26 protein-coding genes are annotated in these 24,812 nt (G+C 69.4%); 15 read left to right on the plus strand and 11 right to left on the minus strand.

What is annotated here, in order from left to right; genetic code table 11:
• Positions 1 to 10: 10 nt before the first annotated feature.
• Together FHP25_RS00910 and FHP25_RS00915 are read right to left on the minus strand one after the other, a co-directional pair.
• Positions 11 to 1,048, minus strand: a complete 1,038-nt coding sequence (locus tag FHP25_RS00910) for a zinc-dependent alcohol dehydrogenase (RefSeq protein ID WP_147844995.1) — start codon at positions 1,046 to 1,048, stop codon at positions 11 to 13.
• A 1-nt stretch (position 1,049) separates the two neighbouring features.
• On the minus strand, positions 1,050 to 1,856 hold the full coding sequence (locus FHP25_RS00915; RefSeq protein ID WP_218578112.1) for an acyl-CoA thioesterase domain-containing protein: 807 nt from the start codon (positions 1,854 to 1,856) through the stop codon (positions 1,050 to 1,052).
• A 111-nt stretch (positions 1,857 to 1,967) separates the two neighbouring features.
• Here FHP25_RS00915 and FHP25_RS00920 point away from each other — a divergent pair, with 111 nt between their 5' ends.
• A complete protein-coding gene (locus FHP25_RS00920; protein ID WP_147844996.1) occupies positions 1,968 to 2,906 on the plus strand; it encodes a LysR substrate-binding domain-containing protein in 939 nt (312 codons plus the stop codon).
• Positions 2,907 to 2,938: 32 nt separating this feature from the next.
• Here the strand turns inward: FHP25_RS00920 and FHP25_RS00925 are convergent, their stop codons facing one another.
• Positions 2,939 to 4,156, minus strand: a complete 1,218-nt coding sequence (locus tag FHP25_RS00925) for an MFS transporter (protein ID WP_218578113.1) — start codon at positions 4,154 to 4,156, stop codon at positions 2,939 to 2,941.
• Positions 4,157 to 4,236: 80 nt separating this feature from the next.
• Here FHP25_RS00925 and FHP25_RS00930 point away from each other — a divergent pair, with 80 nt between their 5' ends.
• Positions 4,237 to 5,127, plus strand: coding sequence for a LysR substrate-binding domain-containing protein (locus FHP25_RS00930; protein ID WP_147844997.1), 891 nt, complete (start codon positions 4,237 to 4,239; stop codon positions 5,125 to 5,127).
• On the opposite strand, the gene FHP25_RS00935 is transcribed toward FHP25_RS00930, so the two are convergent.
• The 3 genes from FHP25_RS00935 to FHP25_RS00945 all read right to left on the minus strand — a co-directional run bounded on the left by FHP25_RS00935 (position 5,124) and on the right by FHP25_RS00945 (position 5,929).
• Positions 5,124 to 5,345, minus strand: coding sequence for a hypothetical protein (locus FHP25_RS00935; RefSeq protein WP_147844998.1), 222 nt, complete (start codon positions 5,343 to 5,345; stop codon positions 5,124 to 5,126). The genes FHP25_RS00930 and FHP25_RS00935 overlap by 4 nt on opposite strands.
• An 86-nt stretch (positions 5,346 to 5,431) precedes the next feature.
• Entirely contained in the window at positions 5,432 to 5,626 is a 195-nt protein-coding gene (locus FHP25_RS00940; RefSeq protein ID WP_147844999.1) for a hypothetical protein, read from the minus strand.
• A 63-nt stretch (positions 5,627 to 5,689) separates the two neighbouring features.
• Complete coding sequence (locus FHP25_RS00945; protein WP_147845000.1) at positions 5,690 to 5,929, minus strand: hypothetical protein; 240 nt, start codon at positions 5,927 to 5,929, stop codon at positions 5,690 to 5,692.
• A gap of 740 nt (positions 5,930 to 6,669) precedes the next feature.
• Here FHP25_RS00945 and FHP25_RS00950 point away from each other — a divergent pair.
• Positions 6,670 to 6,906, plus strand: coding sequence for a hypothetical protein (locus FHP25_RS00950; RefSeq protein ID WP_147845001.1), 237 nt, complete (start codon positions 6,670 to 6,672; stop codon positions 6,904 to 6,906).
• 288 nt (positions 6,907 to 7,194) lie between these two features.
• A complete protein-coding gene (locus FHP25_RS00955; protein WP_147845002.1) occupies positions 7,195 to 8,715 on the plus strand; it encodes a replicative DNA helicase in 1,521 nt (506 codons plus the stop codon).
• Positions 8,716 to 8,862: 147 nt separating this feature from the next.
• Here the strand turns inward: FHP25_RS00955 and tsaA are convergent, their stop codons facing one another.
• Positions 8,863 to 9,339, minus strand: a complete 477-nt coding sequence (gene tsaA, locus FHP25_RS00960) for a tRNA (N6-threonylcarbamoyladenosine(37)-N6)-methyltransferase TrmO (RefSeq protein WP_147845003.1) — start codon at positions 9,337 to 9,339, stop codon at positions 8,863 to 8,865.
• A gap of 165 nt (positions 9,340 to 9,504) precedes the next feature.
• Between tsaA and FHP25_RS00965 the strand changes: the two genes are divergently transcribed.
• On the plus strand, positions 9,505 to 9,885 hold the full coding sequence (locus FHP25_RS00965; protein WP_147845004.1) for an SPW repeat domain-containing protein: 381 nt from the start codon (positions 9,505 to 9,507) through the stop codon (positions 9,883 to 9,885).
• 94 nt (positions 9,886 to 9,979) lie between these two features.
• Here the strand turns inward: FHP25_RS00965 and FHP25_RS00970 are convergent, their stop codons facing one another.
• Positions 9,980 to 10,555, minus strand: coding sequence for an NADPH-dependent FMN reductase (locus FHP25_RS00970; protein WP_147845005.1), 576 nt, complete (start codon positions 10,553 to 10,555; stop codon positions 9,980 to 9,982).
• A 766-nt stretch (positions 10,556 to 11,321) separates the two neighbouring features.
• Here FHP25_RS00970 and alr point away from each other — a divergent pair.
• From alr to FHP25_RS01005, 7 genes are all read left to right on the plus strand, one after another.
• Positions 11,322 to 12,449, plus strand: coding sequence for an alanine racemase (alr, locus tag FHP25_RS00975; protein ID WP_147845006.1), 1,128 nt, complete (start codon positions 11,322 to 11,324; stop codon positions 12,447 to 12,449).
• A complete protein-coding gene (locus FHP25_RS00980) occupies positions 12,446 to 13,225 on the plus strand; it encodes an MlaE family ABC transporter permease (protein WP_231712166.1) in 780 nt (259 codons plus the stop codon). Before alr ends, FHP25_RS00980 begins: the two co-directional genes overlap by 4 nt.
• A 15-nt stretch (positions 13,226 to 13,240) precedes the next feature.
• Entirely contained in the window at positions 13,241 to 14,020 is a 780-nt protein-coding gene (locus FHP25_RS00985; RefSeq protein ID WP_147845007.1) for an ABC transporter ATP-binding protein, read from the plus strand.
• 158 nt (positions 14,021 to 14,178) lie between these two features.
• On the plus strand, positions 14,179 to 15,651 hold the full coding sequence (gene radA, locus FHP25_RS00990; protein ID WP_147845008.1) for a DNA repair protein RadA: 1,473 nt from the start codon (positions 14,179 to 14,181) through the stop codon (positions 15,649 to 15,651).
• A gap of 6 nt (positions 15,652 to 15,657) precedes the next feature.
• The gene (locus tag FHP25_RS00995; protein ID WP_147845009.1) at positions 15,658 to 16,278 is read left to right on the plus strand and encodes a CvpA family protein; all 621 of its coding nucleotides are present in this window, start codon (positions 15,658 to 15,660) and stop codon (positions 16,276 to 16,278) included.
• 121 nt (positions 16,279 to 16,399) lie between these two features.
• Entirely contained in the window at positions 16,400 to 17,878 is a 1,479-nt protein-coding gene (purF, locus tag FHP25_RS01000; protein WP_231712167.1) for an amidophosphoribosyltransferase, read from the plus strand.
• A 4-nt stretch (positions 17,879 to 17,882) separates the two neighbouring features.
• A complete protein-coding gene (locus tag FHP25_RS01005) occupies positions 17,883 to 18,647 on the plus strand; it encodes an SDR family NAD(P)-dependent oxidoreductase (protein ID WP_147845010.1) in 765 nt (254 codons plus the stop codon).
• Positions 18,648 to 18,793: 146 nt separating this feature from the next.
• Here the strand turns inward: FHP25_RS01005 and der are convergent, their stop codons facing one another.
• From der to FHP25_RS01020, 3 genes are all read right to left on the minus strand, one after another.
• Positions 18,794 to 20,224, minus strand: coding sequence for a ribosome biogenesis GTPase Der (der, locus tag FHP25_RS01010; protein WP_147845011.1), 1,431 nt, complete (start codon positions 20,222 to 20,224; stop codon positions 18,794 to 18,796).
• Between the two features lie 192 nt (positions 20,225 to 20,416).
• Positions 20,417 to 21,748 (minus strand): outer membrane protein assembly factor BamB family protein, encoded by a 1,332-nt coding sequence (locus tag FHP25_RS01015; RefSeq protein WP_147845012.1) that lies wholly within the window; start codon positions 21,746 to 21,748, stop codon positions 20,417 to 20,419.
• A 30-nt stretch (positions 21,749 to 21,778) separates the two neighbouring features.
• Positions 21,779 to 22,435, minus strand: coding sequence for a tetratricopeptide repeat protein (locus FHP25_RS01020; RefSeq protein WP_147845013.1), 657 nt, complete (start codon positions 22,433 to 22,435; stop codon positions 21,779 to 21,781).
• 33 nt (positions 22,436 to 22,468) lie between these two features.
• On the opposite strand from FHP25_RS01020, the gene FHP25_RS01025 reads away from it, so the two are divergent.
• From FHP25_RS01025 to FHP25_RS01035, 3 genes are all read left to right on the plus strand, one after another.
• Positions 22,469 to 22,939: a DUF2794 domain-containing protein gene (locus FHP25_RS01025; RefSeq protein ID WP_218578114.1), complete on the plus strand. Its 471-nt coding sequence runs from the start codon at positions 22,469 to 22,471 to the stop codon at positions 22,937 to 22,939.
• 94 nt (positions 22,940 to 23,033) lie between these two features.
• Positions 23,034 to 23,654, plus strand: coding sequence for a TetR/AcrR family transcriptional regulator (locus FHP25_RS01030; RefSeq protein WP_178133191.1), 621 nt, complete (start codon positions 23,034 to 23,036; stop codon positions 23,652 to 23,654).
• Positions 23,651 to 24,772, plus strand: coding sequence for an efflux RND transporter periplasmic adaptor subunit (locus tag FHP25_RS01035; RefSeq protein ID WP_178133192.1), 1,122 nt, complete (start codon positions 23,651 to 23,653; stop codon positions 24,770 to 24,772). Before FHP25_RS01030 ends, FHP25_RS01035 begins: the two co-directional genes overlap by 4 nt.
• Positions 24,773 to 24,812: the final 40 nt, after the last annotated feature.

Genomic DNA, 24,812 nt, shown 5'->3' on the forward strand with positions numbered 1-24,812 from the left:
GCCGCCGCGATCACGCCGCGTCGTTCATGAACACGATCTTCACCGTGGGCTCCAGGATGGCCTCGGCCGCATCGGTGAACGGCACCGTGCGGCTGATCACCGCCTCGGGCTGCAGCGCGCCTCCGCGGACGTGGTCGATCACGGCCGGCATCACGGCACGGGCATGCATACGGCTGAGATGCAGGCTGAGCCCGATGCCGTACATGTCGCGCAGCGGCACTTCGGTCGCAGGCCGCACGTCGCCGTAGGTGCGATGGCAGATGCCGCCATGCTCGGTCGAGCGGATCGCCACCGCAAGGCCGTCAGGCGTGCCGCTGGCATCGACGGTGATCGGAAACGGCGCCCCCGGCGCGACACTGCTGTCGGCCCGCCGCTCGATGACATGGATGTCGAGCGTGCGCGCCAATGCCAGCCGCGCCGGATCGTCATCAAGATAGACGACCTCGGCGGCGCCCAGGATCCTGGCGGCCTGGGCGGCATACAGGCCGACGCCTTGCGTGCGGCCGCCGACGACCAGCACCCGCGCGCCTGGCTTCGCGGCCAGGTGCGTGGCGGCGGCGCGGAAGCCGTCCGACACGTTGTCAGCGATGCCGGCGGCGGCCGCCGGCGTGATCTCGGGCGGCCGCAGCATCAGCATGTGGTCGGCGAACGGCACGCGCACGAGGTCCGACAACGCGCCGCCATGCTCGACTCCCGACAGCGGTGCCATGCCATAGGACGATCGGAACGGCACACTGGCGCAAATACCCGTCAGGCCACGGCGGCAGGGATCGCATTCGCCGCAGCTGATCTGGAACGGCACGATGACCTGATCGCCGGGGCGGAAGCATCGCACGCCGTCACCGACATCGGTGACCACGCCGGCCATCTCGTGTCCCAGCGCGAACGGTCCCGGCCAGCCGGTGGCGCCGTTGACGATCGCGTGGTCCAGGTCGCAGCGCGTCACCGCGACGGGGCGCACCAGCGCTTCGCCCTCGCCCTGCAGCGTCGGGGCCGGCACGTCGTGCCATTGCACGTCGCCTGGCGCAACGTAGGTGAGCTGCCGCATCCTACGCCTCCACCGGCGCCGGCCGGGGCAACGGCATCAGCGCCACGGCCATGGACACGCAACCGATCTCGCCCTCGACGTCCATCAGGGTGCCGCTGCCCATGCCCAGGCCGCGTGACGGCACCCACCGCGCCTGCGGCCGCACGCCGATCCAGTCGCCGCGCGGCGGTCGGAAAAGATGCACCGTGAGGTTGGGGTTGGGGTCGGCAAGGACGTTCGACAGCGGCCGCGCGATGCCATGGGCCCAGTCGGCCGGCCCCAGCACCCGCGCCAGCGGCCCGGCGCCGTCGACCACTTCGGCGGTCAGGCGGAACCAGGCGACGCCGTCACCCTGACGCACCTCCATCGCATCCATGAACCAGGGGCCGCCATGCGGCGGCGCCGTCCGGCGCAGCGGCCAACGCGCCGGATCGACGGCGACCGGCCCGGCGCCGTCGAACACCGGCCCGTCGAACGCCAGTACATCGATCGCCGGCACGTCGATCGCCCGCTCGCGCGCCAGCGTCACGCGCACGGTGACGCATGGATCGGCCTCGCCGTCGGGCCACAGCGTGTTGTCGACCACCGCGACGCGGCCGCCGGCACGCACGATGGTGAGCCGCGTGCGCAGCCGTGCCCTGGGCGCCGGCCGGAAGAACCAGGCGGCGGCGCTCACCGCGCTGCCCCAGCCCTGCTGCCCCGCCTGCGCCTCGATTTCGGCCGTCAGCAATCCCGCCACGGCACCGCCCTGCAGGCCGGCGAACGGACCGCTGGCCAGCGGCGACGGCATGTAGGTCCCGCTTTGCGGGTCGCGCTCGAATACGCCCAACGAAGCCTCCTCGTGTCCCCCGACCGCCGCTGCGAGCGATGAGCCAGCTTGATCGATCAGGCAATCTGGCCAAATCTGGATGGCGCAGCAAAAGGCCGATCCTCACTCAAGATGAAATCTGCTCATCTCTCGTCCGACCACCTGTCGGCGGCGCATGCGATCCCGCCATTGTCGGCGTTGCTGGCCTTCGAACGGGCCGCGACGCATCTCAGCTTCCGGCGCGCCGCGCAGGAGCTGGCAATCACGCCCTCGGCCGTAAGCCACCAGATCCGCGGCCTGGAGGAACGTTTCGGTGTGCGCCTGTTCGCGCGCGCCGGACGGTCGGTGCGGCTGACGCCGGACGGCGAGCGCTACCTGCGTGCCGCGGCCGCTGGCCTGTCGCTGCTCGACGAAGCCGGCCGCGACCTGCACCGGCGCGGCCGCGGCGGCCCGCGCGAGCTGCGGGTGAGCTCGCTGCCGTTCTTCACCAGCGCCGTGCTGATCCCGGCGCTGGCCACGTTCGCGCGCCGCCATCCCGACCTGACCCTGCACATCGAGGCGACCCATCAATATGCCGACTTCGACAGCGCCGGCGTCGACGTCGCCATCCGCTACGGCCGCGAGCGTGCGGCGGGCCTGCGTCTGGAGCCGCTGGCCAACGTCTACAGCCAGCCGGTATGCGCGCCCCGCCTGGCGCGGGCCGGCCTCAAGACGCCGGCCGACCTGTCGCGCCACGTGCTGATCCATGTCGCGCAGCAGCCACAGAGCTGGCCGGCATGGCTGAAGGAAATGAACCTGCCGTCGCTCGAGCCGCGCGGCCATCTGTGGTTCGACGCCGTCCCCGCCGCGCTGGACGCCGCCGAGCAGGGCCTCGGCGTCGCGCTGGCCATGCATCCGCTGATCCGTGGCCGCAGCGGGTTCGGCACCCGGCTGGTGATGCCGTTCGAGGGCCGCGGACAGCGCACCAGCACGCTCTACTTCGTCTGCCGCCCCGAGCAGGCCGCGGACCGCCGCATCAGCGCCTTCCGCCGCTGGCTGATCGAGGCCGTGCGTCAGGCCAGCGGCGGCTAGGGCCGGGCGGCACAGATGCGGCTCGGCGACCTTCAGCCGGCCGCGCCCGCCTGCAGCGCGCAGGGCCGCGCCTGCTCGCGCAAACCGGCATGGCAGAGCGCGGCCGTGAGGCTCAGCCCAATGGCCACCAGCCAGACCGGCATGAAGCTGCCGGTGCGGTCAAAGACAAAGCCGCCGGTCCAGGCGCCGGCGAAGGCGCCGAGCTGGTGGCCCACCATCGCCAGGCCGAAGAGCAGCCCCATGTCGCGACGGCCCCACAGATCGGCGACCAGCCCCGACGTCAGCGGCACCGTGGCGGTCCACAACAACCCGAACAAGGCGGCGAAGACCAGCGCCGAGGCGCTGGACAACGGCAGCGCCAGAAAGCCCGCCATCGCCGCGCCGCGCGCCAGGTACAGCACGGCCAGCAGCCGGGTCTTGCGGCAGCGGCCCCCCGCCGCCCCGGCCAGGTACGTCCCCGGGATGTTGAAGGCCCCGATGCAGGCCAGCACGCCGGCGGCCAGGGCGGTGGACAAGGCGCCGTCGGTCAGCATCGTGGGCAGGTAGGTGGCGACGAACGCCAGCTGGAAGCCGCAGCTCGCGAACCCCAGGTTCAGCAGCCAGTAGTCCCGGTCGGCCAGCGCCACCGCGACGGCGCCGCGGCCGGTGCCGGTATCGGCGGCTTGCGGCTCCCGTGCCTCATCCAGCCCCAGCGCCAGCAGCGCCATCATCGCCACCAGCCCCACCAGGATCAGCATGGCGCTGCGCCAGCCGACAAGGTCCAGCAGGATGCTCGTCGCCGGCACCATCACGAACATGCCGACCGAGCCGGCCGCCGATCCCACGCCCAGCCAACGGCTGCGCTGCGCCGGCGGCGTCAGGCGGCCGATGACGGCGAGGATCACGGCGAAGGTCGTGCCGCTCTGGCCCAGTCCTGCCAGCACGCCCAGCCCGATCACGAACAGCACGCTGTCCGGCGCCACGGCGGCCAGGCCCAGCCCCAGCGCGTAGCAGACGCCGGCCCCGACCACGACCCAGCGCGCCCCCAGGCGATCGGCCAGGAGGCCCGCGACCGGCTGCGTCAACCCCCAAACCAAATTTTGAAGACCGACTGCTAATCCAAAGATTTCACGTGAAAAATTGAGATCGTCAGTAACGGGCCGCAGGAACAGCCCGGAGACCTGCCGCACGCCCATGGAAAGGGTGATGACCAGCGAACCGCAGATCAGGGCGGTCATCCAGGACGGCGGTGTCGGGCGAGCGGCAGGCATGTCGGGATGGTCGTCCAGCCCGATACTTCAAGCAAATGAATAGATTTGAATAGATACTTCAAATCGATTTATACTTGACCATGAGCGAGCGCTTCAACCTCGACCTCCTGCGCCTGCTGGTCGCCGTGGCCGATGGCGGCAATTTCAGCCGGGCGGCGTCCGGCCTGGGGCGCACCCAGTCGGCGGTCAGCATGCAGGCGCGGCGCCTCGAGGAGATCGCCGGCCGGATGCTGTTCGTGCGCGCGGCACGGCGTGTGCGCCTGACGCCGGCGGGCGAGAGCCTGGCGCGCTATGCCCGGCGCATCCTGGCGCTGGAGAGCGAGGCGCGTGCCGGGCTGGCCCGGAACGAGCCGCCGGGTATCGTGCGCCTGGGCACCCCGGACGACTATGTCCATTTCCTGCCTGCCCTGCTGCGGCGCTTCGCCGAGCGCCATCCCCGGGTCGCGGTGGAGCTGACCTGCGCCGAGAGCGCCGGGCTGTTTCCGGCGCTGGCGGACAACGCGATCGACCTCGCGATCGTGACGCGCGGGCCCGGCCAGGACGCCGACGTGCTGCGCCGCGAGCCATTGGTGTGGATCGCCTCGCCATCAGCGTGGCCCGAGCAGAACGACCCTTTGCCGCTGGCGCTGTACCAGCCCGGCTGCGTCGGCCGTGACCATGCGCTGCGCGCCCTTACCCGCAGCGACCGCGCGATCCGCCTGGCCTACGAAAGCCCGAGCATGGCCGGCCTGCTGGCCGCCGCGCGGGCCGGGCTGGCGGTGGCCGTCCTGGCCCGCACGAGCGTGCCGCCCGACCTGCGGATCATATCAGATGCCGGCCTGCCCGCCTTGCCGGCCCTCGAGGTCAGCCTGGCGCGCAACCGCGCGGCAGCATCGCCCCCAATCGACGCGCTGGCCGCCCTGATCGTCGAGGAGATCGGCGAGCCGCTGGCGATTTCCGCAGCTGAACTGATGCAGCGTGTGGTGTCCTAGCGGCCTGTCGATCGCGTGATCGACTTGATCGCACCCCGCGGGCGGCCTGAAAGCTCTGCGATCTTACGGTCCTGCGCTTCGATGATCGCCTTTGCCACTGCGTGGCCGTTCGGTCCGGCCACCTCCGAGCTGGCGACCTTCCGGTTCGAGCTGCGCGAGCCGTCCTCGTAGACGACATCGAATGCCGTGAACTCGCTGTTGATCTTCTGACGGGCCATCAAAATTTCCAGAGGCTCTGACCGCCCGTGGCGGACTTCGGTGCAACTGAACAATCATACCATGCCGGCGCGCGTCGCGCGCTGCCTCAGTCCTTGCCAGGCTCACCGCGCCGCTCGGCGGGAGCATGAGCCTTGCCGTCGGGCTCCGGCGTGGCGGCCGCCGCGGCAGCCTTGCGCTCGTCGGACCGCTCCTGCCGTTGCCTCAGCTTTTCTTCACGCTTGGCTTCGCGGGCGCGGGCGCGATCGGCGCGCTGAAGGCCGTAGTTGGGCTTGAAGGCCATCGAGCACCTTCGACGTTGATGAGGGCCGCACTCGGCAGCGGATGGACGCTACATGCGGCGGCTTTACTCCCGCCGCCGCGGGACATCGGCATCTTGGACCGCCGGCGTCGATTCGGCCGCTTCCTTGGCCAAGCGAAGCGCACGTAGCCGAGCGGTCCTGGCAGCATCCGCGTCACGCAGCCGTGCAGTTTCCCGTTGGCGCTCTTCGGCCAGCTCCTTCAATAGCGCGTCTTTCCTCTGTGCGCTCGAGCGGACCAGGCCACGATGACGGCGCTCCGCCTCTCGCTCCTCGGTCGTGGTCATGACAGCACTCCTCATGGGTATGTGGGCAGGCACGGCATCAGAAAGACGCCCGCGACGCGAGAGCCGACGCTGTCGCCGGGTTTGTAGCACCCCTTTCAGGCTCACGGAACGCACATAAATCGGCATGCGCAACATTTGCATCCGATGGTGCCGAGGCCCCTTGGCCTGCCTCCTTCTGGCGACCGTATATTCAAGCCGAGGCAGGCGCTTCGACGGCGATTTATTTCGTTTGTGCGCTTCATCTGAAACGCGTACCAGTACCGTGGCTGCTTCCAATATGAAAAAAGCGAGCACTTAACCTTAGGTGTATTGGGAGAGTCAGCCCGAAGATGCGGTGAAGATCGGGTTCACCGCTACGGCCGGTGCCGGCCCCAGCACGGCCCCTTTGTGGTCGCGGAGCGAGATCGAGGAGCTCGTCACTTGGGCGAGCCACGATGCCCTTTCGCTCGCAGCGCTGCCTCATGCGTGAGACGGACGGGCGTGGAACGCTTCAGGACAGCGACGTGACGGGTGGCCGAGCCTGCCAGAACAAGAACGACCCGGATGGACAGACACAGATGCGACTTCCTCTCGGCATTAGCCCGATCCGCCCAGCCTGTGACCGCTGTGGCGCGAGCACGATGTTTGCGGGACGACAACCTCATCCCACACGAGGGCTGCCATGGGAGCTCCAGCTCTTCGTATGCACGAAATGCTCGGCCGTGACGTCACGGCAACCGGGTTCCGAAACGGCAGCAGGCATGCCGCAGGTATCGAGCCCGGCACCTTCATGGGTCAGCGAATACGGCACCCACACGGCAGTGCTGGGCGGCCGGACCTATCGGATCGTCGCCTATCCGCAGGGCTCTCCGCTGGCCGGCAAGTATGGCTGCTATCGCGGCGGGAAATACACAGGGCTGACCCGCGACCTTGCCGCTGCCAAGACATGGTGCAGCGACCTGGCACGACAGTCGCGGGATAGCAGCTCGCTGCCCTGATGGGCAGGCAGCGGCAGCGAATTATGACCAGGGTGCCATTCGCCTCGTCCAGCGGCGGTCCGGGCGTCGGTCGATACGGGCGCTGGTGAGGCCTCACGATCCGGCTCCTGTGGCATGCGACCTTGCGCGGGACCAAAGGATGAGGCGAGCGGCGCTTCGCGTCGATTTACTCACAGGTAATCGCGCCCCCGGGTCGCGCATCCCCGATAAACACAGCCCGCTGCGCATTGGACGACACAGGCCCCTCTTACGCATTGCGCGCCGCGCGGCGGCGGCTAGGTTGCGCGCATGGATTCCGTGTACCCCTCCGGCCAGCCCGCCCCGGACAATGATCCGCACCTGCGCGAGCCGCCGCACAACTTCCAGGTCGAGCAGGCGCTGCTGGGCGCGATCCTGGTCAACAACCTGGCCTACAACCGCATCTCGGACTTCCTGAAGCCGGAGCATTTCGCCGACCCGCTGCATGGGCGCATCTTCGACACCGCCGCGCGCATGATCGAGCGCAACCAGGTCGTCGACTACAAGACGCTGCGCACCTTCTTCGAGACCGACGAGACCCTGGTCGCGGCCGGCCGCCAGAACTACCTCGCCGACCTCGCCGCCGCCGCCATCAGCATCATCGACGCCGGCGACTATGGCCGGCAGATCCATGACCTGTTCCTGCGCCGCCAGCTGATCGATGTCGGCGAGACGATGGTCAACGACGCCTTCGCGCGCGACATCGAGACGCCGGCGACGATGCAGATCGAGATGACCGAGAAGAAGCTCTACGAGCTCGCCTCGGCCGGCCAGATCGAAGGCGGCTTCCGTCCGTTCAAGATGGCGATCACCGAGGCGGTGGAGCAGGCCGAGAGCGCCTACAAGCGCGTCAGCGGCCTCACCGGCGTGGCCACCGGCCTGCATGCGCTCGACCACCTGATGGGCGGCCTGCACCGAAGCGACCTGATCATCCTCGCCGGACGACCCAGCATGGGCAAGACCGCGTTGGCTACGAACATGGCATTCCACGCCGCGCGCAGCTACCGTGAGGAGTTCGACGAGAGCCAGCAGGCCAAGGTGGCCGACGGCGCGGTGGTCGGCTTCTTCTCGCTGGAAATGTCGGCCGAGCAGCTCGCCACCCGCATCCTGGCCGAGCGCGCCGAGGTGTCGTCGGAGAAGATCCGCCGCGGCGAGATGAACGCGCGCGACTTCGACCAGGTGCTGGCCTGCAGCCGCGAGCTCGAGATGATGCCGCTGTTCATCGACGACACGCCGGGCCTCACGGTGCAGGCGCTGCGCACGCGGGCGCGGCGGCTGAAGCGCCAGCATGGGCTCGGCCTGCTGGTGATCGACTACCTGCAGCTGCTGCAGGGCGCCTCGCGCGGCCGCGAGGCCAACCGGGTGCAGGAGATCTCCGAGATCACGCGCGGGCTGAAGATGCTGGCCAAGGAGCTGGACGTGCCGGTGATCGCCCTGTCGCAGCTCAGCCGCGCCGTCGAGCAGCGCGAGGACAAGCGGCCGCAGCTGGCCGACCTGCGCGAATCAGGCTCGATCGAGCAGGACGCCGACGTCGTGATGTTCGTCTATCGCGAGGAGTACTACCTGACGCGGGCCGAGCCGGCGCGCCGCCCCGACGAAAGCGACGAGCGCTTCAACGAGCGCCACGACCAGTGGAAGCAGCGCTGCGAGCAGGCCTACGGCAAGGCCGAGGCGATCGTCGCCAAGCAGCGCCACGGTCCCACCGGCATCGTGCGCCTGCGCTTCGAGGGCGCCATCACCAAGTTCGACAACCTGCCCGCCGACGACAGCTACGTCCAGGACCAGTATTGAGTCTTCCTTCTCCCGCAAGCGGGAGAAGGTGGCCGTCGCGCAGCGGCGGTCGGATGAGGGCTTCACGCACCACACCTCGTCCGCAGGCCCTCACCCTCCCACGCTTCGCGTGGGCCCCTCCCTCTCCCGTAAAACGGGAGAGGGATTTCACCGCGTCCGGTGCCTGTTCAGCCAGCCCATGTCGGCCTCGGGCACGCTGTCGGTGCTGGGCAGATAGGGCTTGATGTCCAATAGCGGCGTGCCGTCGACGCAGTCGAGGTAACGCACCTTGAGCGTGTCGGGCGCGGCGAAGCCGTCGAAGGCGACGACCGCCATCCCGATCGGGTTGGGCCGCCGCGGCGCGCGCGTGGCGAACACGCCGCGCGACGTGCCGTCGAACGGCGGCGTGAAGGTGAGCTCGGCGGCACGCACCTCATGCAGCGCATAGAGCAGGATCAGGTGCGAGAAGGTCTCGAGGCTGGCGAGGCCGGGCAGGTAGGCGCCGAACACCGTGACGTGGCAGACCGGCGCCGGCTCGATCTGGCGACCGTTGCGCGGGCAGTCGGCCACGGTCCTGAACGGTGTCGCGATGCGGCCGATCGGCCGCAGCACCGGGAGGGGATCGGGAGTGATCGGGTCGTTCATGGCGCAACCTTACCTGACCGGCATCTTGCCGGCCGGCTGAATCGTACCCATGTCCTGACGGTCGGGTGTACGAACGACCGCCATGGGGTTCGTACCGGCGATATCGACGCAGACGGACTCCGGGGCGGGCGGCGCATGCCTTGACGCTCGTCCAAGGAGGGGTCCATGGTCACCATGCGAATGTTGGGTACGCATAGGGCGTGGGAAGACTGGGCCATGGTGGCGTTCGGCGCGCTCATCGTGGTGTCGCCCTGGTTGATGCCGGGCGAGACCGGCCACGTCCAGAGCGTGGTCCTGAATGCGGTCATCGTCGGCCTGATCGTGTGCGCCCTGGCGGCGCTGGAGATGCTGGCGCTGGAGCGCTGGGAGGAAGCGACCGGCTTTGTCTGCGGCATCTGGATGATCGCCTCACCCTTTGTGTTCGACTATGCCGATGCCGGCATGCTGCGCTACTGGCATTTCGCGCTGGGCGCCCTGGTGGCGATCTTCGCCGCCATGGAGTTCTGGCAGGACACGACCCGCGCCGAGACCGCGGCGAAGTCGTAGGCGCGGTCTTTAGGACCGCGCGTGTCCACACACGCATCGGCGCGGCAGCGCCGGACCACGAGCGCGCGTGGACGCGCGCGGTCCTAAAAAGCGATCACCCCGCCGCGGCGGCGGCGCGGTGGCGATGGATTTCGCGCACCAGGGCGGCGCCCAGGTCGGTGATCAGCTTCACCGCCATCTCGTCCTTCAGCGTGCCGTCGGGCCCGAACTTGGTGTGCGCAGCGCCGATCATCACCTCGGGCTTGTTGATCGGCCGGCCGTCGAGGAACACCATGATCTGACGAATGTGGTATTGCGCCCGCGCCGTGCCCAGCATGCCCATGGACGCGCCCAGCAGCGCCAGCGGCTTGGCCGCGAAGGGCTGCGGCGTGGTGCGCGACAGCCAGTCGATGGCGTTCTTCAGCACGCCGGAGGTCGAGTAGTTATACTCCGGCGTGGCGATCACCACGGCATCGGCGGCCAGGATCGTGTCGCGCGCCTGGGCCACGGCCGCCGGCACACCGGCCTCCATGATCTCCTGGTTGTAGAGCGGGAAGGCGCCGATCTCGACCGGTGCCACCGTCACCCCCTGCGGCAGGTTCTGCGTGAAGACGGCGAGCGCCATGCGGTTGAACGACGCCTTGCGCAGGCTGCCGCAGAGGCCGGCAACAGTGATCGGACCTTGGCTCATCAGGGTCTCCCTCCGGATAACTGGCCGGCGCACCCTGCCCAGGGCGCCGCGCACTTTCAACCGCGACAAGGCCGGCCCGGCGTATCGGGCACAGCAGCAGGAAAATTATTGATCTTCTGTAGAGAATAATATATAGATATCGTTGGTGCTCGCGTTCCCGTCGCCGGGGATCATGGGTGTGTCGTGGGTCCCGTCGCCAGGCAGGGTATTCGCATATGCCCCTACCGCCATCCCGAGCGTAGCGAGGGATCTCCCGCGAATGGCGCACCGTGCGCCTTGCCGCAGGAGATCCCTCTCCTGAGCCTGTCGAAGGGGGCGCTCGAGATGACAGCGAGGTCATATGCGAATGCCCTGCGTCGCCAGGGGGCAAGACCGCCGCCGGGTCGGTATCTCGGGCGCTGTCGTCTGCTCCACGCCACGGAGCCCGCCGCCGGACACACAGGACGGGCGTTTGCGCTGGCTGCAGCCACCAGGCAGCATCGTTTTCCACCGTTATCGGGTCGGACAGATGACAGCCACCATGATTGCGCCGTGCCCCGAGAGTCACGCACCGAATGACCCGGGAGGTTTCCGGTAATTTCCGGTAGTTTTCGAGGATCGTCCAAGCCTCTGCAAACATTGGCGAATCGCGTTTCCGGTATATCCGGCGCCGTAAATTTTCACCCGGCGGCCAGGATCGACCGGGATGACCGAGACCAAGGATGACAGCGCTACCTTCGCACCACATCGTATTGATGCACCAAACCTTTTGCCCCATACACGGCCGATGCCGCCCTTTCCTCCTGCCCATCTCGCGGACGCGGTCCTGACCGTCGACCTCGACGCCGTCGCCGCCAACTGGCGCTACCTGCGCGACCTCGGCCGCGTCGCCGGGCGCCCGGTGGACTGCGCCGCCGTGCTCAAGGCCGATGGCTACGGCCTGGGCGCGCAGCCGATCGCGCAGCGCCTGTTCGCCGAAGGCTGCCGGCACTTCTTCGTCGCCCATGCCGACGAGGGCGTCGCCCTGCGCGAGGCCGTGCCGGAAGCCTGGATCTGCGTGCTCAACGGCCTGCCGCCGGGCGCCGACGCCGATTTCGTGGCGCTGGGGCTGGTGCCGGCGCTGAACGACCTGGGCCAGGTCTCGGCCTGGCGCTCGGCGGCGCAGCGTTACGCCCAGCCGCTGGACGCCGTGGTGCATCTCGACACCGGCATGAACCGGCTGGGGCTCGCCGCCGAGGAAGCGGCGCTGCTGGTCAACGACCGCATGCGGCTGCGCGGCCTGCGCCTGGCGCTGCTGATGAGCCACCTGGTGTCGGCCGAGAAGCCGGCCGATCCGATCAACCGCCAGCAGCTCGAGCGCTTCCGCACCTTCGTCTCGCGCATGCCGGGCGCCCCGGCATCGCTGGCCAACTCGTCGGGCGTGTTCCTGGGCGCCGACTTCCACTTCGACCTGATGCGGCCCGGCGCGGCGCTCTACGGCATCAACCCGACGCCGGGCGCCGCCAATCCCATGCGCCAGGCCGCAACGCTGTCGGCCCGGATCCTGCAGGTCCGGCAAATTGATGCCATGAGCGGGGTTGGCTATAACCACGACTGGCGTTCGGCGCGGCCCAGCCGGATCGCGGTGGTCGCGGCGGGCTATGCCGACGGCTACATGCGTGTCCTGGGAAACCGTGGCGAGGTCGTCATCGACAACCATCTGGCACGAGTCGTCGGCCGCGTATCCATGGACCTCCTCACCGTTGACGTCACCGATCTGCCGGAGGCTTCCGTCCGCCCCGGCGCCTTCGCCGAGCTGATCGGCCCCCACCAGACCCCCGACCAGATCGCCGAGAAGGCGCATACCAACGGCTACGAGGTCCTGACCTCGCTGGGCAACCGCTACCATCGGGCCTATGTCGGGGCCGCGCCGTGACCCTGGCGCCCCTGACGCTGCTGGGCCGCATGACGCTGGCGTTCATGACGCTGGTGGGCTCGGTCACGATGTTCGCCACCCAGGCCGTCGTGCAGGGCTTCCGGCCGCCCTACTACCGCCAGCAGATCGTGCGGCAGATGCTGGAGATCGGCTACTACTCGCTGCCGGTGGTGGGACTGACCGCGATCTTCACCGGCATGGTGCTGGCGCTGCAGAGCTACACCGGCTTCGCACGCTTCTCGGCCGAGGCCGCCATCCCGCAGGTGGTGGTGGTATCCCTGACCCGTGAGCTGGGACCGGTGCTGGCCGGCCTGATGGTTGCCGGCCGCGTCGGCGCCGCCATGGCGGCGGAGATCGGCACCATGCGGGTCACCGAGCAGATCGATGCCCTGACCACCCTGTCGACCGACCCGTTCCGCTACCTCGTGGCGCCGCGGCTGATCGCCGCCGTCCTCACCCTGCCGCTGCTGGTGCTGGTGGCCGACCTCATCGGCGTGCTGGGCGGCTACCTCGTGGCGGTCTACAAGCTCGACTTCAACGACCTCACATACCTGAAGAACACCATTGACTACCTGCAGTTCGACGACGTGTTCTCGGGCGTGGTGAAGGCGGCCGTGTTCGGCTTCCTGATCGCGCTGATGGGCTGCTACCAGGGCTACAACTCCAAGGGTGGCGCCCAGGGCGTCGGCGCCGCCACGACGGCGGCCGTGGTCTCGGCCTCGATCCTGATCCTCACCTTCAACTACTTCCTCACGGAAGCGTTCTTCGCGCGCTAGGCCTCATCGAGCACCATGAACGCTGCCCTGACCAAGATCAGCCTGAAAGGCGTGCGCAAGTCTTTCGGGCCCAAGAAAGTGCTCGACGGCATCGACGTCGAGGTCGACGCCGGCCAGTCGCTGGTCATCATCGGCGGCTCGGGCTCGGGCAAGTCGGTGCTGCTGAAATGCATCCTGGGCCTGCTGCGTCCGGAGGCCGGATCGGTGCGGATCGACGGCGAGGAGACGGTCGGCATCAACGGCACCGACCGCGCCCGCGTGATGAAGAAGTTCGGCATGCTGTTCCAGGGCGGCGCGCTGTTCGATTCGCTGCGGGTCTGGCAGAACGTCGCCTTCGGGCCGATCCAGGCCGATGGCGTGCCGGCGCCCAAGGCCAAGGAGATCGCGCTCGCCAAGCTCGGCGCCGTGGGCCTGCCGCCCGAGGTCGGCGAGCTGTACCCCGCCGAGCTGTCGGGCGGCATGCAGAAGCGCGTGTCGCTGGCGCGCGCGATCGCACGCGAGCCGGAGATCATCTTCTTCGACGAGCCGACCACCGGGCTCGACCCGATCATGGCCGACGTCATCAACGACCTGATCGTGAAGTGCGTGCGCGACCTGGGCGCCACCGCGATCTCGATCACCCACGACATGGCCAGCGCCCGCAAGATCAGCGACCGCGTCGCCATGATCTATGAAGGCAAGCTGATCTGGCAGGGCGCGACGGCCGAGATCGACCAGTCGAACGACCCCTATGTCGACCAGTTCATCCACGGCCGCGCCGAGGGCCCGATCAAGATGCAGGTGCGCAAGCTGTGAGGACGGTTCGGATCCAATCTTCCTCCCCACGCAGTGGGGAGGTGCCCCGAAGGGGCGGAGGGGCCCCCCTCGTGGTCTCCGTACCAAGGACCACGTCGGCTCCCCATCCGGCCTTCGGCCACCTTCCCCACTTGCGTGGGGAAGGGAAGAACTGAGCCATGGCCCGGCCGCAGCGCATGTTCGTCTGCCAGTCCTGCGGCGCGGTGTACGCCAAGTGGGCCGGCAAGTGCGAGGCGTGCGGCGGCTGGAATTGCATCGTCGAGGAGAGCGCCGGCACCGCCGCCGCCGGTGCGCCGCCGGGCCGGCTGGCCGGCAAGGGACGGCGCATCGAGTTCGCGGCGCTCTCCGGCACCACCGAGCAGCCACCGCGGCTGGTCACGTCCATCGCCGAGTTCGACCGCGTCTGCGGCAGCGGCCTGGTGCCGGGCTCGGCGCTGCTGATCGGCGGCGACCCCGGCATCGGCAAGTCGACATTGCTGCTGCAGGTCGCAGCGGCGCTGGCGCGCAGCGGCGTGGGCTGCGCCTATATCTCGGGCGAGGAGGCGCTCGACCAGGTGCGGCTGCGCGCCAGGCGGCTGGGCCTGGAGCAGACCGCCGTGCAGCTCGCCGCCGCCACCTCCATCCGCGACATCGTGGCAACGCTGGAAGCGCGCGACGGGCCGGCGGTGGCGGTGATCGATTCGATCCAGACCATGTGGCTGGACAGCGTCGACAGCGTGCCCGGCACGGTGACGCAGGTGCGCGCCAGCGCCCAGGCGCTGATCGAGCTGGCCAAGCGGCGCGGCGTCACGGTGCTGCTGGTGGGACACGTCACCAAGGAAGGCGCTATCGCCGGGCCGCGCGTGCTGGAGCACATGGTCGACACGGTGCTCTATTTCGAGGGCGAGCGCGGGCACCAGTTCCGCATCCTGCGGGCGGTGAAGAACCGCTTCGGGCCCACCGACGAGATCGGCGTGTTCGAGATGTCCGACCGCGGGCTGACCGACGTCGCCAACCCCTCGGCCCTGTTCCTGGCCGAACGGCGCGGCGCGGTATCGGGCGCCTGCGTCTTCGCCGGCGTCGAAGGCACGCGGCCCCTGCTGGTCGAGATCCAGGCCCTGGTCGCGCCCTCCTCCTTCGCGACGCCGCGCCATGCCGTGGTCGGCTGGGACTCGGGCCGGCTGGCGATGGTGATCGCGGTGCTCGAGGCGCGCTGCGGCGTTGCGGTGGGGCCCAACGACGTCTACCTGAATGTCGCCGGCGGCCTGCGGATCGCCGAGCCGGCGGCCGACCTGGCTGTCGCCGCGGCGCTGCTCTCGTCGCTGGCCGACACGCCGGTGCCGTCCGATATGGTCGTGTTCGGCGAGATCGGCCTGGGCGGCGAGGTGCGGGCCGTGAGCCAGCGCGAGGCGCGGCTGAAGGAAGCCGCCAAGCTTGGTTTTCGCACCGCCCTCGCACCGTCGATCGTGGCCGGCGCCGGCCAGCCGGCACCGCGGCCGGTCGGCGGCATCAATGTTGACGAGATCGGGCATCTGTCCGACCTTGTGGCCCGGTTGCGGCCGCCGGGGCGTGCGCTTGGGCGGACGCCTGACATGGATGAGCGGCGCCGCCCCTTCTCCCCCGGCGGTCGCCGGCCGGGACCATCCGATTGAGGAATCATGGAAGCGCTCGGCCTCACCCCGCTCGATTTCGTCGCGCTCGCCGTCCTGGTCTTCACGGCCATCATGGGGCTGTCCAGCGGGCTGGTGCATTCGCTGCTGTTCATCGGCGCGTGGCTGGGCGCCGGCGTCACCGCCTGGCACCTGCGGCCGGTGCTGCAGCCGGAGCTCGAGAAGTTCGTGTCGTCGGAGCAGGTCGCCTATTTCGCCACCTTGCTGGGCATCTTCATCATCGCGCTGATGATCTTCAGCATGCTGGCCAGCGCCCTGGGCAAGATGGTGCAGTCCAGTCCCTTCCGCATCCCCGACAAGATCCTCGGGCTGGGCTTCGGCGCCGTGTGCGGCGCGATGCTGCTGTCGACCGCCTACCTGCTCTACACCTACATCGCCAAGCCCAGCGACCCGCCGCCGGCCATCATCAGCAACGCCCGGGCCTATCCGATGGTGAAGGCCGGCGCCGACATGATCGAGCCCTACCTGCCCGAAAGCTTCAAGACACGCGCCCGGGCAGCCGGAAGATCGTCGCCGCCGCCATCCGATCCAGCCGGCGGCGGCTCGCCGCCAGCCCCCGCCGCGCCGCCCCCGTCACCGCCGTCCGAGCAGCCGGCGCCCAAGCAATAGCCCGGCCGGGGCCGTCATCCGGAGGCTAGCGGGCCAACTGCGGGTGCGACGCCAAATGTGGTGGCGTCCGGCCGAGATCGGAGTATAAGAGCCGCGCTTCCGGCAGGACCGGCGGCGACGTATGAGGCGGAGCAAGATGGTGACGCCGTTTCCCGGCACGAACCCCCTCGACGACGACCACCTGCACGAAGAGTGCGCGCTTTTCGGCATCTACGGCACCAGCGACGCTGCCGCCCATACGGCGCTCGGCCTGCACGCCCTGCAGCATCGCGGCCAGGAGGCGTCGGGTATCGTCTCGTTCGACGGCGAGACCTTCCACAGCCACCGTGACCTGGGCCTGGTCGGCGACATCTTCGGCGACGCCAACGTCATCCAGAAGCTGAAGGGCCACGTCGCCGTCGGCCACAACCGCTACGCCACCACCGGCGACACGGTGCTGCGCAACGTGCAGCCGATCTACGCCGATTTCGAGTTCGGCGGGCTGGCGGTGGCGCACAACGGCAACATCACCAACGCGCATATCCTGCGCCGCGAGCTGGTCAGGCGCGGCTGCCTGTTCCAGTCGACCATGGACACCGAGGTCATCAACCACCTGATCTCGCGCTCGACCTATCACACGGTCGTCGACCGCGTGATCGATGCGCTGCAGCAGGTGAAGGGCGCCTACTCGCTGGTCATGCTCACGGCCGACGGGCTGATGGGCGTGCGCGATCCCTACGGCGTGCGGCCGCTGGTGCTGGGCCGCCTCGACGAGGCCTGGATCCTGGCGTCGGAGACCGTGGCGCTCGACATCCTCGGCGCCACCTTCATCCGCGAGGTCGAGCCCGGCGAGCTGGTGCTGATCGGCGAGCATGGCCTGAAGTCGATCAAGCCGTTCAACAAGGCGCCGCGCCGGCTGTGCATCTTCGAGCACATCTATTTCGCGCGCCCCGACTCGATCATGGATGGGCTGGGCATCTACGAGGTGCGCAAGCGCATCGGCGTGGAGCTGGCCAAGGAGAGCCACGTGCCGGCCGACGTCATCGTGCCGGTGCCCGATTCGGGCGTACCGGCGGCGATGGGCTATGCCAAGGAATCGGGCCTGCCTTTCGAGCTCGGCATCATCCGCAACCACTATGTCGGCCGCACCTTCATCGAGCCGGCCGACCATATCCGCCATCTCGGCGTGAAGCTGAAGCACAACGCCAACCGTGCCACCCTGCAGGGCAAGCGCGTCATCCTGGTCGACGACTCGATCGTGCGCGGCACCACGTCGGTGAAGATCGTGGCCATGGTGCGCGCCGCCGGCGCGCGCGAGGTCCATATGCGCATCGCCGCGCCGCCGACCACGCATTCCTGCTACTACGGCGTCGACACGCCCGAGCGCGACAAGCTGCTGGCGGCGCGCATGAACGTGGCCGACATGGCGCGCTTCATCGGCGTCGATTCGCTGGCCTTCGTGACCATGGACGGGCTCTACCGCGCCGTCGGTGAGCCCGGGCGCGACGCCATCGACCCGAGGTTCTGCGACGCCTGCTTCACCGGCGACTATCCGATCTCGCTCGATGACCTCGACGATCCGGAGCACCGCCAGCTCTCGCTGCTGCGCGAATCGGCCTGACCTCATGACCAACCCGTCTCCACCAGCGGCCAGCGGCCGGCTGGCCGGCAGGATTGCCCTCGTCACCGGCGCATCGCGCGGCATCGGCGAAGCGGTGGCGCGCCGCTTCGCGGCCGAAGGCGCGCACGTGATCGCCGTGGCGCGCACCATCGGCGGCCTCGAGGCGCTCGACGACGCGATCCAGGCAGCCGGCGGCACGGCGACGCTGGTGCCGCTCGACCTCGTCGAGTTCGATGCCATCGACCGCATGGGCCTGGCGCTGTTCGAGCGCTTCGGCAAGCTCGACATCCTGGTCGGCAATGCCGGCCTGCTGGGCACCCTGTCGCCGGTCGGCCACATCGAGCCCAAGGTCTTCGAGCGCGTGCTGGCGGTGAACGTGACCGCGAACTGGCGCCTGCTGCGCTCGCTCGATCCGCTGCTGCGCCGCTCGGACGCGGGACGCGCGATCTTCGTCACATCAGGCATCACGCGGCGCACGGCACCCTATTGGGGCGCCTACGCGCCCACCAAGGCAGCGCTGGAGACGCTGGTGCGCATCTACGCCGCCGAGGTGGCGCACACCGCGGTGAAGGCCAACCTGATCAATCCCGGCCCGACCCGCACGCGCATGCGCGCCGATGCCTATCCGGGCGAGAATCCCGCCACCCTGCCGACGCCCGACACGATCGCCGCCGCCTTCGTGCCGCTGGCTGAGCCGTCCTGCACCTTGCACGGCGCCTGGGTCGCGGCGGACGAGTGGCTGGCCGGCCAGGGCGCTGTCCTGCAATAGCGCTGGCAGCAGCGCCGTTCAGGCCGGCGCGCGGCGATCGGACTTGCGCAGCAACGAGAGCGCCGGCGTGAGGCCGTCGAACAGCGGCAGGCGGCTGGGCGCCACGGTGCTGGACGACCGGCAGAGGAGCGGATGCCTTGACGCTTTCAATCCTCGGCGCCGGCGTAGGGGTTCTTCGGCTTGCGCATCACGACACGGATGGGCACGCCGGGGAGGTCGAAATCGTCGCGCAGGCCGTTGACCAGATAGCGCGTGTAGCTCTCGGGCAGCGCCGCCGGCTTGCTCACGAACAGCGCGAAGGTCGGCGGCCGGGTCTTGACCTGGGCGCCGTAGCGGATGCGGATGCGGCGGCCGTCGACCAGCGGCGGCGGGTTGCGCTCGACCATCGCCGCGAGCCAGCGGTTGAACGCCGCCGTCGGGATGCGGCGGTTCCACAGCGCATGGATCTTCATCACCGCCGGCATCAGCTTGTCGACGCCGCGGCCGGATTGCGCCGACAGGCCGACGATCGGCACGCCCTTGACCTGCGCCAGCGACGCCTGCAGGCGGTCGCGCAGCTTGCGCCAGGAAGCGGCCTGGGCCTTGGCATCGCCGCGCGACAGCGCGTCGATCTTGTTGACGGCGATGACCAGCGCGCGGCCTTCGTCGACCACCATGCGCGCGATGGCGAGGTCCTGCTTCTCCAGCATCTGGCCGGCGTCGATGGCCAGCACCACGACCTCGGCGAAGCGCACCGCCTCCAGCGTGTCGCGCGCCGACAGCGTCTCGAGCCGCTCGAAGACGTTGGCGCGCCGCCGCAAGCCGGCGGTGTCGATCAGCCGGATGCGACGACCATCGAAACGCCAGTCGACCGCGATCGCATCGCGCGTGATGCCTGCCTCCGGCCCTGTCAGCACGCGGTCCTCGCCCAGCAGCCGGTTGAGCAAGGTCGACTTGCCGACATTGGGCCGGCCGACGATCGCGAGCTGCAGCGGCCGGTCGGGCGGCTCCTCGGGGCCGCCCTCCCAGTCGGCATCCTCGCCCTCGGGCACCTCGACCGGCGCCGCGTGCGGATCCGGCTCATCGGCATCGCCGGCCGCGGCAACGCCGATGATCAAAGGCGCCAGCGCATCGCGCAGGTCGGCCAGGCCCAGGCCGTGCTCGGCCGACAGCGGCACCGGCTCGCCCAGCCCGAGGCCGAACGCCTCGGCGACACCGGCCACGCCGTCGCGGCCCTCGCACTTGTTGGCCACCGTCACGGTCTTGCGCGCATGCGCGCGCAGCCATTGCGCAAAGCTCTTGTCCAGCGGCGTGACGCCGGCGCGCGCGTCGATCAGGAACAGCACGGCGTCGGCGTCCTTGACGGCCTGCTCGGTCTGGCGCCGCATGCGCGCCTCGAGCGCAGCGCCCTTGGCCTCCTCCCAGCCAGCGGTATCGACCACAGTGAACTCGAGGTCGGCCAGCCGGCCGGCGCCCTCGCGACGGTCGCGCGTCGTGCCGGGATCATCGGCGACGATCGCCGACCGCCGGCCGACCAGCCGGTTGAACAGGGTCGATTTGCCGACATTGGGCCGGCCTACCAGGGCGAGCTTGCGCATATCTAGTACCGGCTATCGATGAAAGGTGAGTCGCTGCCGTCATCCCGAGCACAGCGAGGGATCTCCCGCGAATGGCGCACCGTGCGTCCCGCGCAGGAGATCCCTCGCTGCGCTCGGGATGACGGATGTATCAGCGACCGGTGATTCCAGGCACTCGAATCTCTTCTCCTCGCCTGCGCGGGGAGAAGCGAATTAACGCAATGCGATCAGCCGGCCGTGGTCGGTGAGCACGTAGACAGTGCGATCGGCGACCACCGGGGCGATCATGATCGGGCTGTGCAGGTCGATCTTGCCCAGCGCCCGGCCATCATAGGGCGAGAGCGACAGCAGCTCGCCGGTCGAGCTGCCGAGCAGCAGCCGGTCGCCGGCCAGAACCGGCCCCGCCCACAGGACCGGCTCGCGCTTCTTCTCGTCCTTGAAGGCGGTCAGCGGCGTGACCCAGGCCACCTTGCCGTCGTTGCGGTTGAGGCAGATGACCTCGGCGCTGCCGCTCACGACGAAGACCTGCGAGCCCGCCACCCACGGCGTCTGCGCGCCGGAGACCTGCTTCTCCCAGATCCGCGCGCCGGTGCGCAGATCGATGGCCGCGATCTGCCCGGCGCTGCCCATCGCGATCGCCCGGTCGCGGTCGATCACCGGCCGGCCGCGGATGTCGACCATCGCCGCCACCGGGCCGCTGGCGCCGCGGCGCTGGCCGATCAGCGACTCGTTCCAGACCTGCTTGCCGGTGTCGATGCGCAGCGCCACCAGCTCGCCGGAGCTGAACGGCGCCACCACGAGATCGCCCGATGCCGACGGGCTGGTGCCGGCCATGAACGCCGCCGTCTCCGACAGGGCCGCATAGTCCCACTGCTCGGAGCCGTCGCCGGCCGCCAGCGCATGCAGGCGGCTGTCGATGGTGATGGCCAGCACGCGATCCTGGAACACCGTCGGCGCGCCGCGCACCGGCGCCGAGACCGGCGCCCGCCAGACCTCCTCGCCCGTGTTGGGATCGAGCGAGAAGACATAGGCGAAGCCCGTGGTCACGAACAGGCGGCCGGAATAATACGCCAGGCCGCCGCCGAACTCGTCGTTGTCGCGGGTCTTGTCGTTGGTCAGCGTCTTGCGCCACAGCAGCTTGCCGGTCGCCGCCTCGAAGGCCGACACCGTGCTCTCGGCGTCCTTCACGAACACCTTGCCATCGGCGATGACTGGCGGCGCCAGCAGCTGCCGTTCGGAGCCGGAGCCGACGCCGACATCGGCCGACCAGGCGACCTGCGGGTTCTCGCCCAGCTCCAGGTGGTGCATCGCGAAATTGGCGAAGCCACCGGACTGCGGCCAGGAATCGTTGACCACCGGGCGCGGCAGACGCACGTCGGCGACACCGTCGGGCTTGACCTCGGTCTGCTGCCCCAGGACGCTGGTGCGCGTGCCCGGCAGCGGCGGGCCCTTGGAGTCACCGAAGATATCGCAACCGCCCAACGCCACGGCACCCGCCGCGAGCAGCGGCACGACGGCCATACGAAGGCTTGCTGGTTGTTTCATGGCCGTCCACCTGTCCCCATGAACCGTTTGTCAGTTCTTCTTCTCGCCGCCATCGCCACCGAGGATGGCAACCATCTCGCGCGCGCGCTCGCGCAGCCCCGGCGGGGTGTTGGCATCGTCGCGCAGCTCCGTGTACAGGCCGCGCGCCGCGGCGGTGTCGTTGCGCTTCATCGCCACCGCGGCCATCATCTCCAGCGCCGACGCCCGCCACGGACGCCCCTGCGCCGTCAGCGGCTGCAGCCGCGCCTGCAGCTCGTCGGGGCTGGCGGTGTTGAACGCCTGCATGACGCTCAGCAGGACGGACAGATCCTTCAGATCGGGCGAGTCGACCGTCTGGCCGGCGGCGGCGAAGGCGCTGGCCGCCGCGGCGTGATCGCCCGCCTCGGCCTTGAGCTGCGCGATCTTCAGGCGCGCCAGCGACGCATAGGGCTCGACGCCCGTGGTCAGCTTCTCGAGGGCGGTGATGCTCGCCGTCCTGTCCTTGCCGGCGTTCTGCACGGCTTCGGTGAACACCAGACCGGCGTGGCCCCGCTCCTTGGTCTTGTACCAGCTCCAGCCGTTCCAGCCGGCAATCGCCAGCACGACGATGACGGCGGCGCCGACCGCCTTGCCGCCATGCCGTAGCCACCATTCCTTTGCCCTGTCCTGACGCAGGGCTTCATCGACTTCCTGGAATATGTCGGCCACGCGCTATGTCCGGCTGTCTTGAGGGGAATTTTCTTGCGCGGCGTTTCTATCGCGGCGAACGGCGTTTGGCAAATTTCGCGCCGCCGCCAGGACGGCTTTACCGCACCTGCAGATTCTGCAACAGTTTCAAGAGATTTGGACGTCAGTGAGGCGATCGGCGGCAGCGCGATGACGATGCTCTATCAACTGGCCGAGGCGCGGGCGCGCCGCAAGGTGGTCACCTTCGACCGCCGTGAGCTGATGGACCTGCTGAACCTCTACAGCCGCCGCGTGGCGAGCGGCGAATGGCGCGACTACGCGATCGACTTCAAGCCCGGCATCGCGCTGTTCTCGATCTTCCGCCACAGCTGCGAGCAGCCGCTGTTTGCCATCGCCAAGGTGGCGGGGCATCAGCGCCACGATCGTTACCAGGTCTTCACCGGGCCACGCCGGCTGTCGCAGGGCGAAACCCTGGCTGACGCGCTGCGGGTGTTCGACCGCAAGCCCCGCCTGCTGCAGACATAGATTTCGGCCACCTCCCCCCTGGCGCGGCGCGGGGAAAGCGACTATATCCCGCGCCATGAGTACTGACCGGTCAGTCACAGACCACGCGGACGCCGTGGTGGCGCTGGCTGGCCGCAGCCGGCGGCCCGAGGATCGCGAGCGCGATATCGTGCGCGCGGCGCTGGCGCTGTTCGTCGAGCGCGGTTTCGCCGCCACCAAGCTCGACGACGTCGCGCGCGCCGCCAGCGTCAGCAAGGGCCTGCCCTACCTCTACTTCCGCAGCAAGGAAGAGCTGTTCAAGGCCGTGATCGGCGAGGCCATCCTGGGCCCCTTCCATTCCGGCGAGGATCTGGTCGCGACCTTCGAGGGGACCACCGAAGCGCTGCTGCGCGAGATCGTTGCCCGGACCCGCGACTTCACGGACACGCCCGCCGGCGGGGTCGTGAAGCTGATCATGGCTGAGGCCGGCAACTTCCCCGATGTCGCCCGCTACTTCATCGACGAGGTCGACCGTCACGGCCTCAAGGTGTTCATCGACGTGTTGCAGCGCGGCATCGCGCGCGGCGAGATCCGGCCGCTGGACGACATCGAGAGCGTGGCCGTCATGCTGCGCATGCCGCTGGGCATGTATTCGATCTGGAAATGGTCGCTGGCCCCGCACACCGAACCGGCACCGGCACCCGACTCGTTCTTCGACGCGTATATCGACATCTTTCTCAGAGGTCTGAGGCCATGAGGCTCCGTCGTCTGCTGGTTGCCGGCGTCGCCCTGGTCCTTGCGGTCGGCGGTGTCGGCATTCTGATCGGCGCCGAACGCCGGCCGGCGCCCCCGACACCGACCGCCCCGAAACCGGCCGAGCGGCCGCTCGAGCTGCTCGACATCGAGGTCCACACGATCGCGCCGCGCACGCTGAAGGAGAAAGTGCGCTTCACCGGCTCGACGCAGCCGGTCGACCAGACCGTGGTGAAGTCGCGGGTGGCCGCACGCCTGGCTGAGGTCCTGGTGCGCGAGGGCGATCGCGTCACGCAGGGCCAGGTGCTGGCCCGGTTCGAGATCACCGAGCTGCAGGCGCGCCTCAACGAGAAGGTGTCCAGCCTCGAGGCGGCCCGCGCCGAGTCGCGCTGGGCCGAGAAGGACCACGCCGACAAGGCGGCGCTCTACGAGCAGCGTGCCGGCTCACGGGCCGCGTTCGAGCAGGCGCGCTCGGTCGCCGAGGCCAAGAAATCGATGGTGGCCGTCGCCGAGGCGCAGGTCGCAGTGGCGAAGGAGAACCTCAACAACGCCGCCGTGGTGGCGCCGTTCGCCGGCATCATCGGCGAACGATTCGCCAATCAGGGTGAGTCGATCCCCGTCGACGGCAAGCTCCTGAGCCTGCTCGACACCAGCCGGGTCGAGGTCGCCGCCCAGGTGCCGGCCGCCGACGTGGTGCCGCTGCGCGTCGGCCAGCCGGCGCTGGTCGTGGTCGAGGGTTTCGGCGAGCGCCTGTTCGCGGCCAAGGTCACGCGCATCAGCCCGACCACGCAGCCGGGCTCGCGCTCGGTTCCGGTCTTCGTCGAGATCGGCGAACGCGATGAGGCGATGCGCGGCGGCCTGTTCGGCACCGGCGAGGTCACCGTGGCCGAGGCCCGCGGCGTGATCGCCATCCCGGCCGGCGGCGCGCGGCATGACGACAGCGGCGACCACGTGCTGGCGATCCGCGACCAACGCCTGGTGCGCGTGCCGATCACCCAGGGCCGGCGCTGGTCGCGTGGCGATTTCATCGAGGTGAGCGGCATCGGCGCCGGTGAGCGCATCATCAGCGCGCCCCTGCCCGGCCTCAAGGCCGGCCAGGCGGTCACGGTGGCACCGCCGTGATGTGGACAGGAAGCGGATCGATGACGTCCCTCTCTTCGGG

This window comes from Vineibacter terrae (genome assembly GCF_008039615.1).
GTDB lineage: Bacteria > Pseudomonadota > Alphaproteobacteria > Reyranellales > Reyranellaceae > Vineibacter > Vineibacter terrae.

Bases quoted from the DNA above. Each gene is read 5' to 3' on its own strand.
- FHP25_RS00965 (WP_147845004.1), top strand. From the start codon at position 9,505: ATGGTCACCATGCGAATGTTGGGTACGCATAGGGCGTGGGAAGACTGG.
- FHP25_RS00925 (WP_218578113.1), bottom strand. From the start codon at position 4,156: ATGCCTGCCGCTCGCCCGACACCGCCGTCCTGGATGACCGCCCTGATC.
- FHP25_RS00945 (WP_147845000.1), bottom strand. From the start codon at position 5,929: ATGACCACGACCGAGGAGCGAGAGGCGGAGCGCCGTCATCGTGGCCTG.
- radA (WP_147845008.1), top strand. From the start codon at position 14,179: ATGGCCCGGCCGCAGCGCATGTTCGTCTGCCAGTCCTGCGGCGCGGTG.
- tsaA (WP_147845003.1), bottom strand. From the start codon at position 9,339: ATGAACGACCCGATCACTCCCGATCCCCTCCCGGTGCTGCGGCCGATC.
- FHP25_RS00935 (WP_147844998.1), bottom strand. From the start codon at position 5,345: ATGGCCCGTCAGAAGATCAACAGCGAGTTCACGGCATTCGATGTCGTC.
- FHP25_RS01015 (WP_147845012.1), bottom strand. From the start codon at position 21,748: ATGAAACAACCAGCAAGCCTTCGTATGGCCGTCGTGCCGCTGCTCGCG.
- FHP25_RS00995 (WP_147845009.1), top strand. From the start codon at position 15,658: ATGGAAGCGCTCGGCCTCACCCCGCTCGATTTCGTCGCGCTCGCCGTC.
- FHP25_RS00940 (WP_147844999.1), bottom strand. From the start codon at position 5,626: ATGGCCTTCAAGCCCAACTACGGCCTTCAGCGCGCCGATCGCGCCCGC.
- FHP25_RS00985 (WP_147845007.1), top strand. From the start codon at position 13,241: ATGAACGCTGCCCTGACCAAGATCAGCCTGAAAGGCGTGCGCAAGTCT.
- FHP25_RS01005 (WP_147845010.1), top strand. From the start codon at position 17,883: ATGACCAACCCGTCTCCACCAGCGGCCAGCGGCCGGCTGGCCGGCAGG.
- FHP25_RS00920 (WP_147844996.1), top strand. From the start codon at position 1,968: ATGAAATCTGCTCATCTCTCGTCCGACCACCTGTCGGCGGCGCATGCG.
- purF (WP_231712167.1), top strand. From the start codon at position 16,400: ATGAGGCGGAGCAAGATGGTGACGCCGTTTCCCGGCACGAACCCCCTC.
- FHP25_RS01035 (WP_178133192.1), top strand. From the start codon at position 23,651: ATGAGGCTCCGTCGTCTGCTGGTTGCCGGCGTCGCCCTGGTCCTTGCG.
- FHP25_RS00950 (WP_147845001.1), top strand. From the start codon at position 6,670: ATGCCGCAGGTATCGAGCCCGGCACCTTCATGGGTCAGCGAATACGGC.
- FHP25_RS00930 (WP_147844997.1), top strand. From the start codon at position 4,237: ATGAGCGAGCGCTTCAACCTCGACCTCCTGCGCCTGCTGGTCGCCGTG.
- der (WP_147845011.1), bottom strand. From the start codon at position 20,224: ATGCGCAAGCTCGCCCTGGTAGGCCGGCCCAATGTCGGCAAATCGACC.
- FHP25_RS00910 (WP_147844995.1), bottom strand. From the start codon at position 1,048: ATGCGGCAGCTCACCTACGTTGCGCCAGGCGACGTGCAATGGCACGAC.
- FHP25_RS00955 (WP_147845002.1), top strand. From the start codon at position 7,195: ATGGATTCCGTGTACCCCTCCGGCCAGCCCGCCCCGGACAATGATCCG.
- alr (WP_147845006.1), top strand. From the start codon at position 11,322: ATGCCGCCCTTTCCTCCTGCCCATCTCGCGGACGCGGTCCTGACCGTC.
- FHP25_RS00970 (WP_147845005.1), bottom strand. From the start codon at position 10,555: ATGAGCCAAGGTCCGATCACTGTTGCCGGCCTCTGCGGCAGCCTGCGC.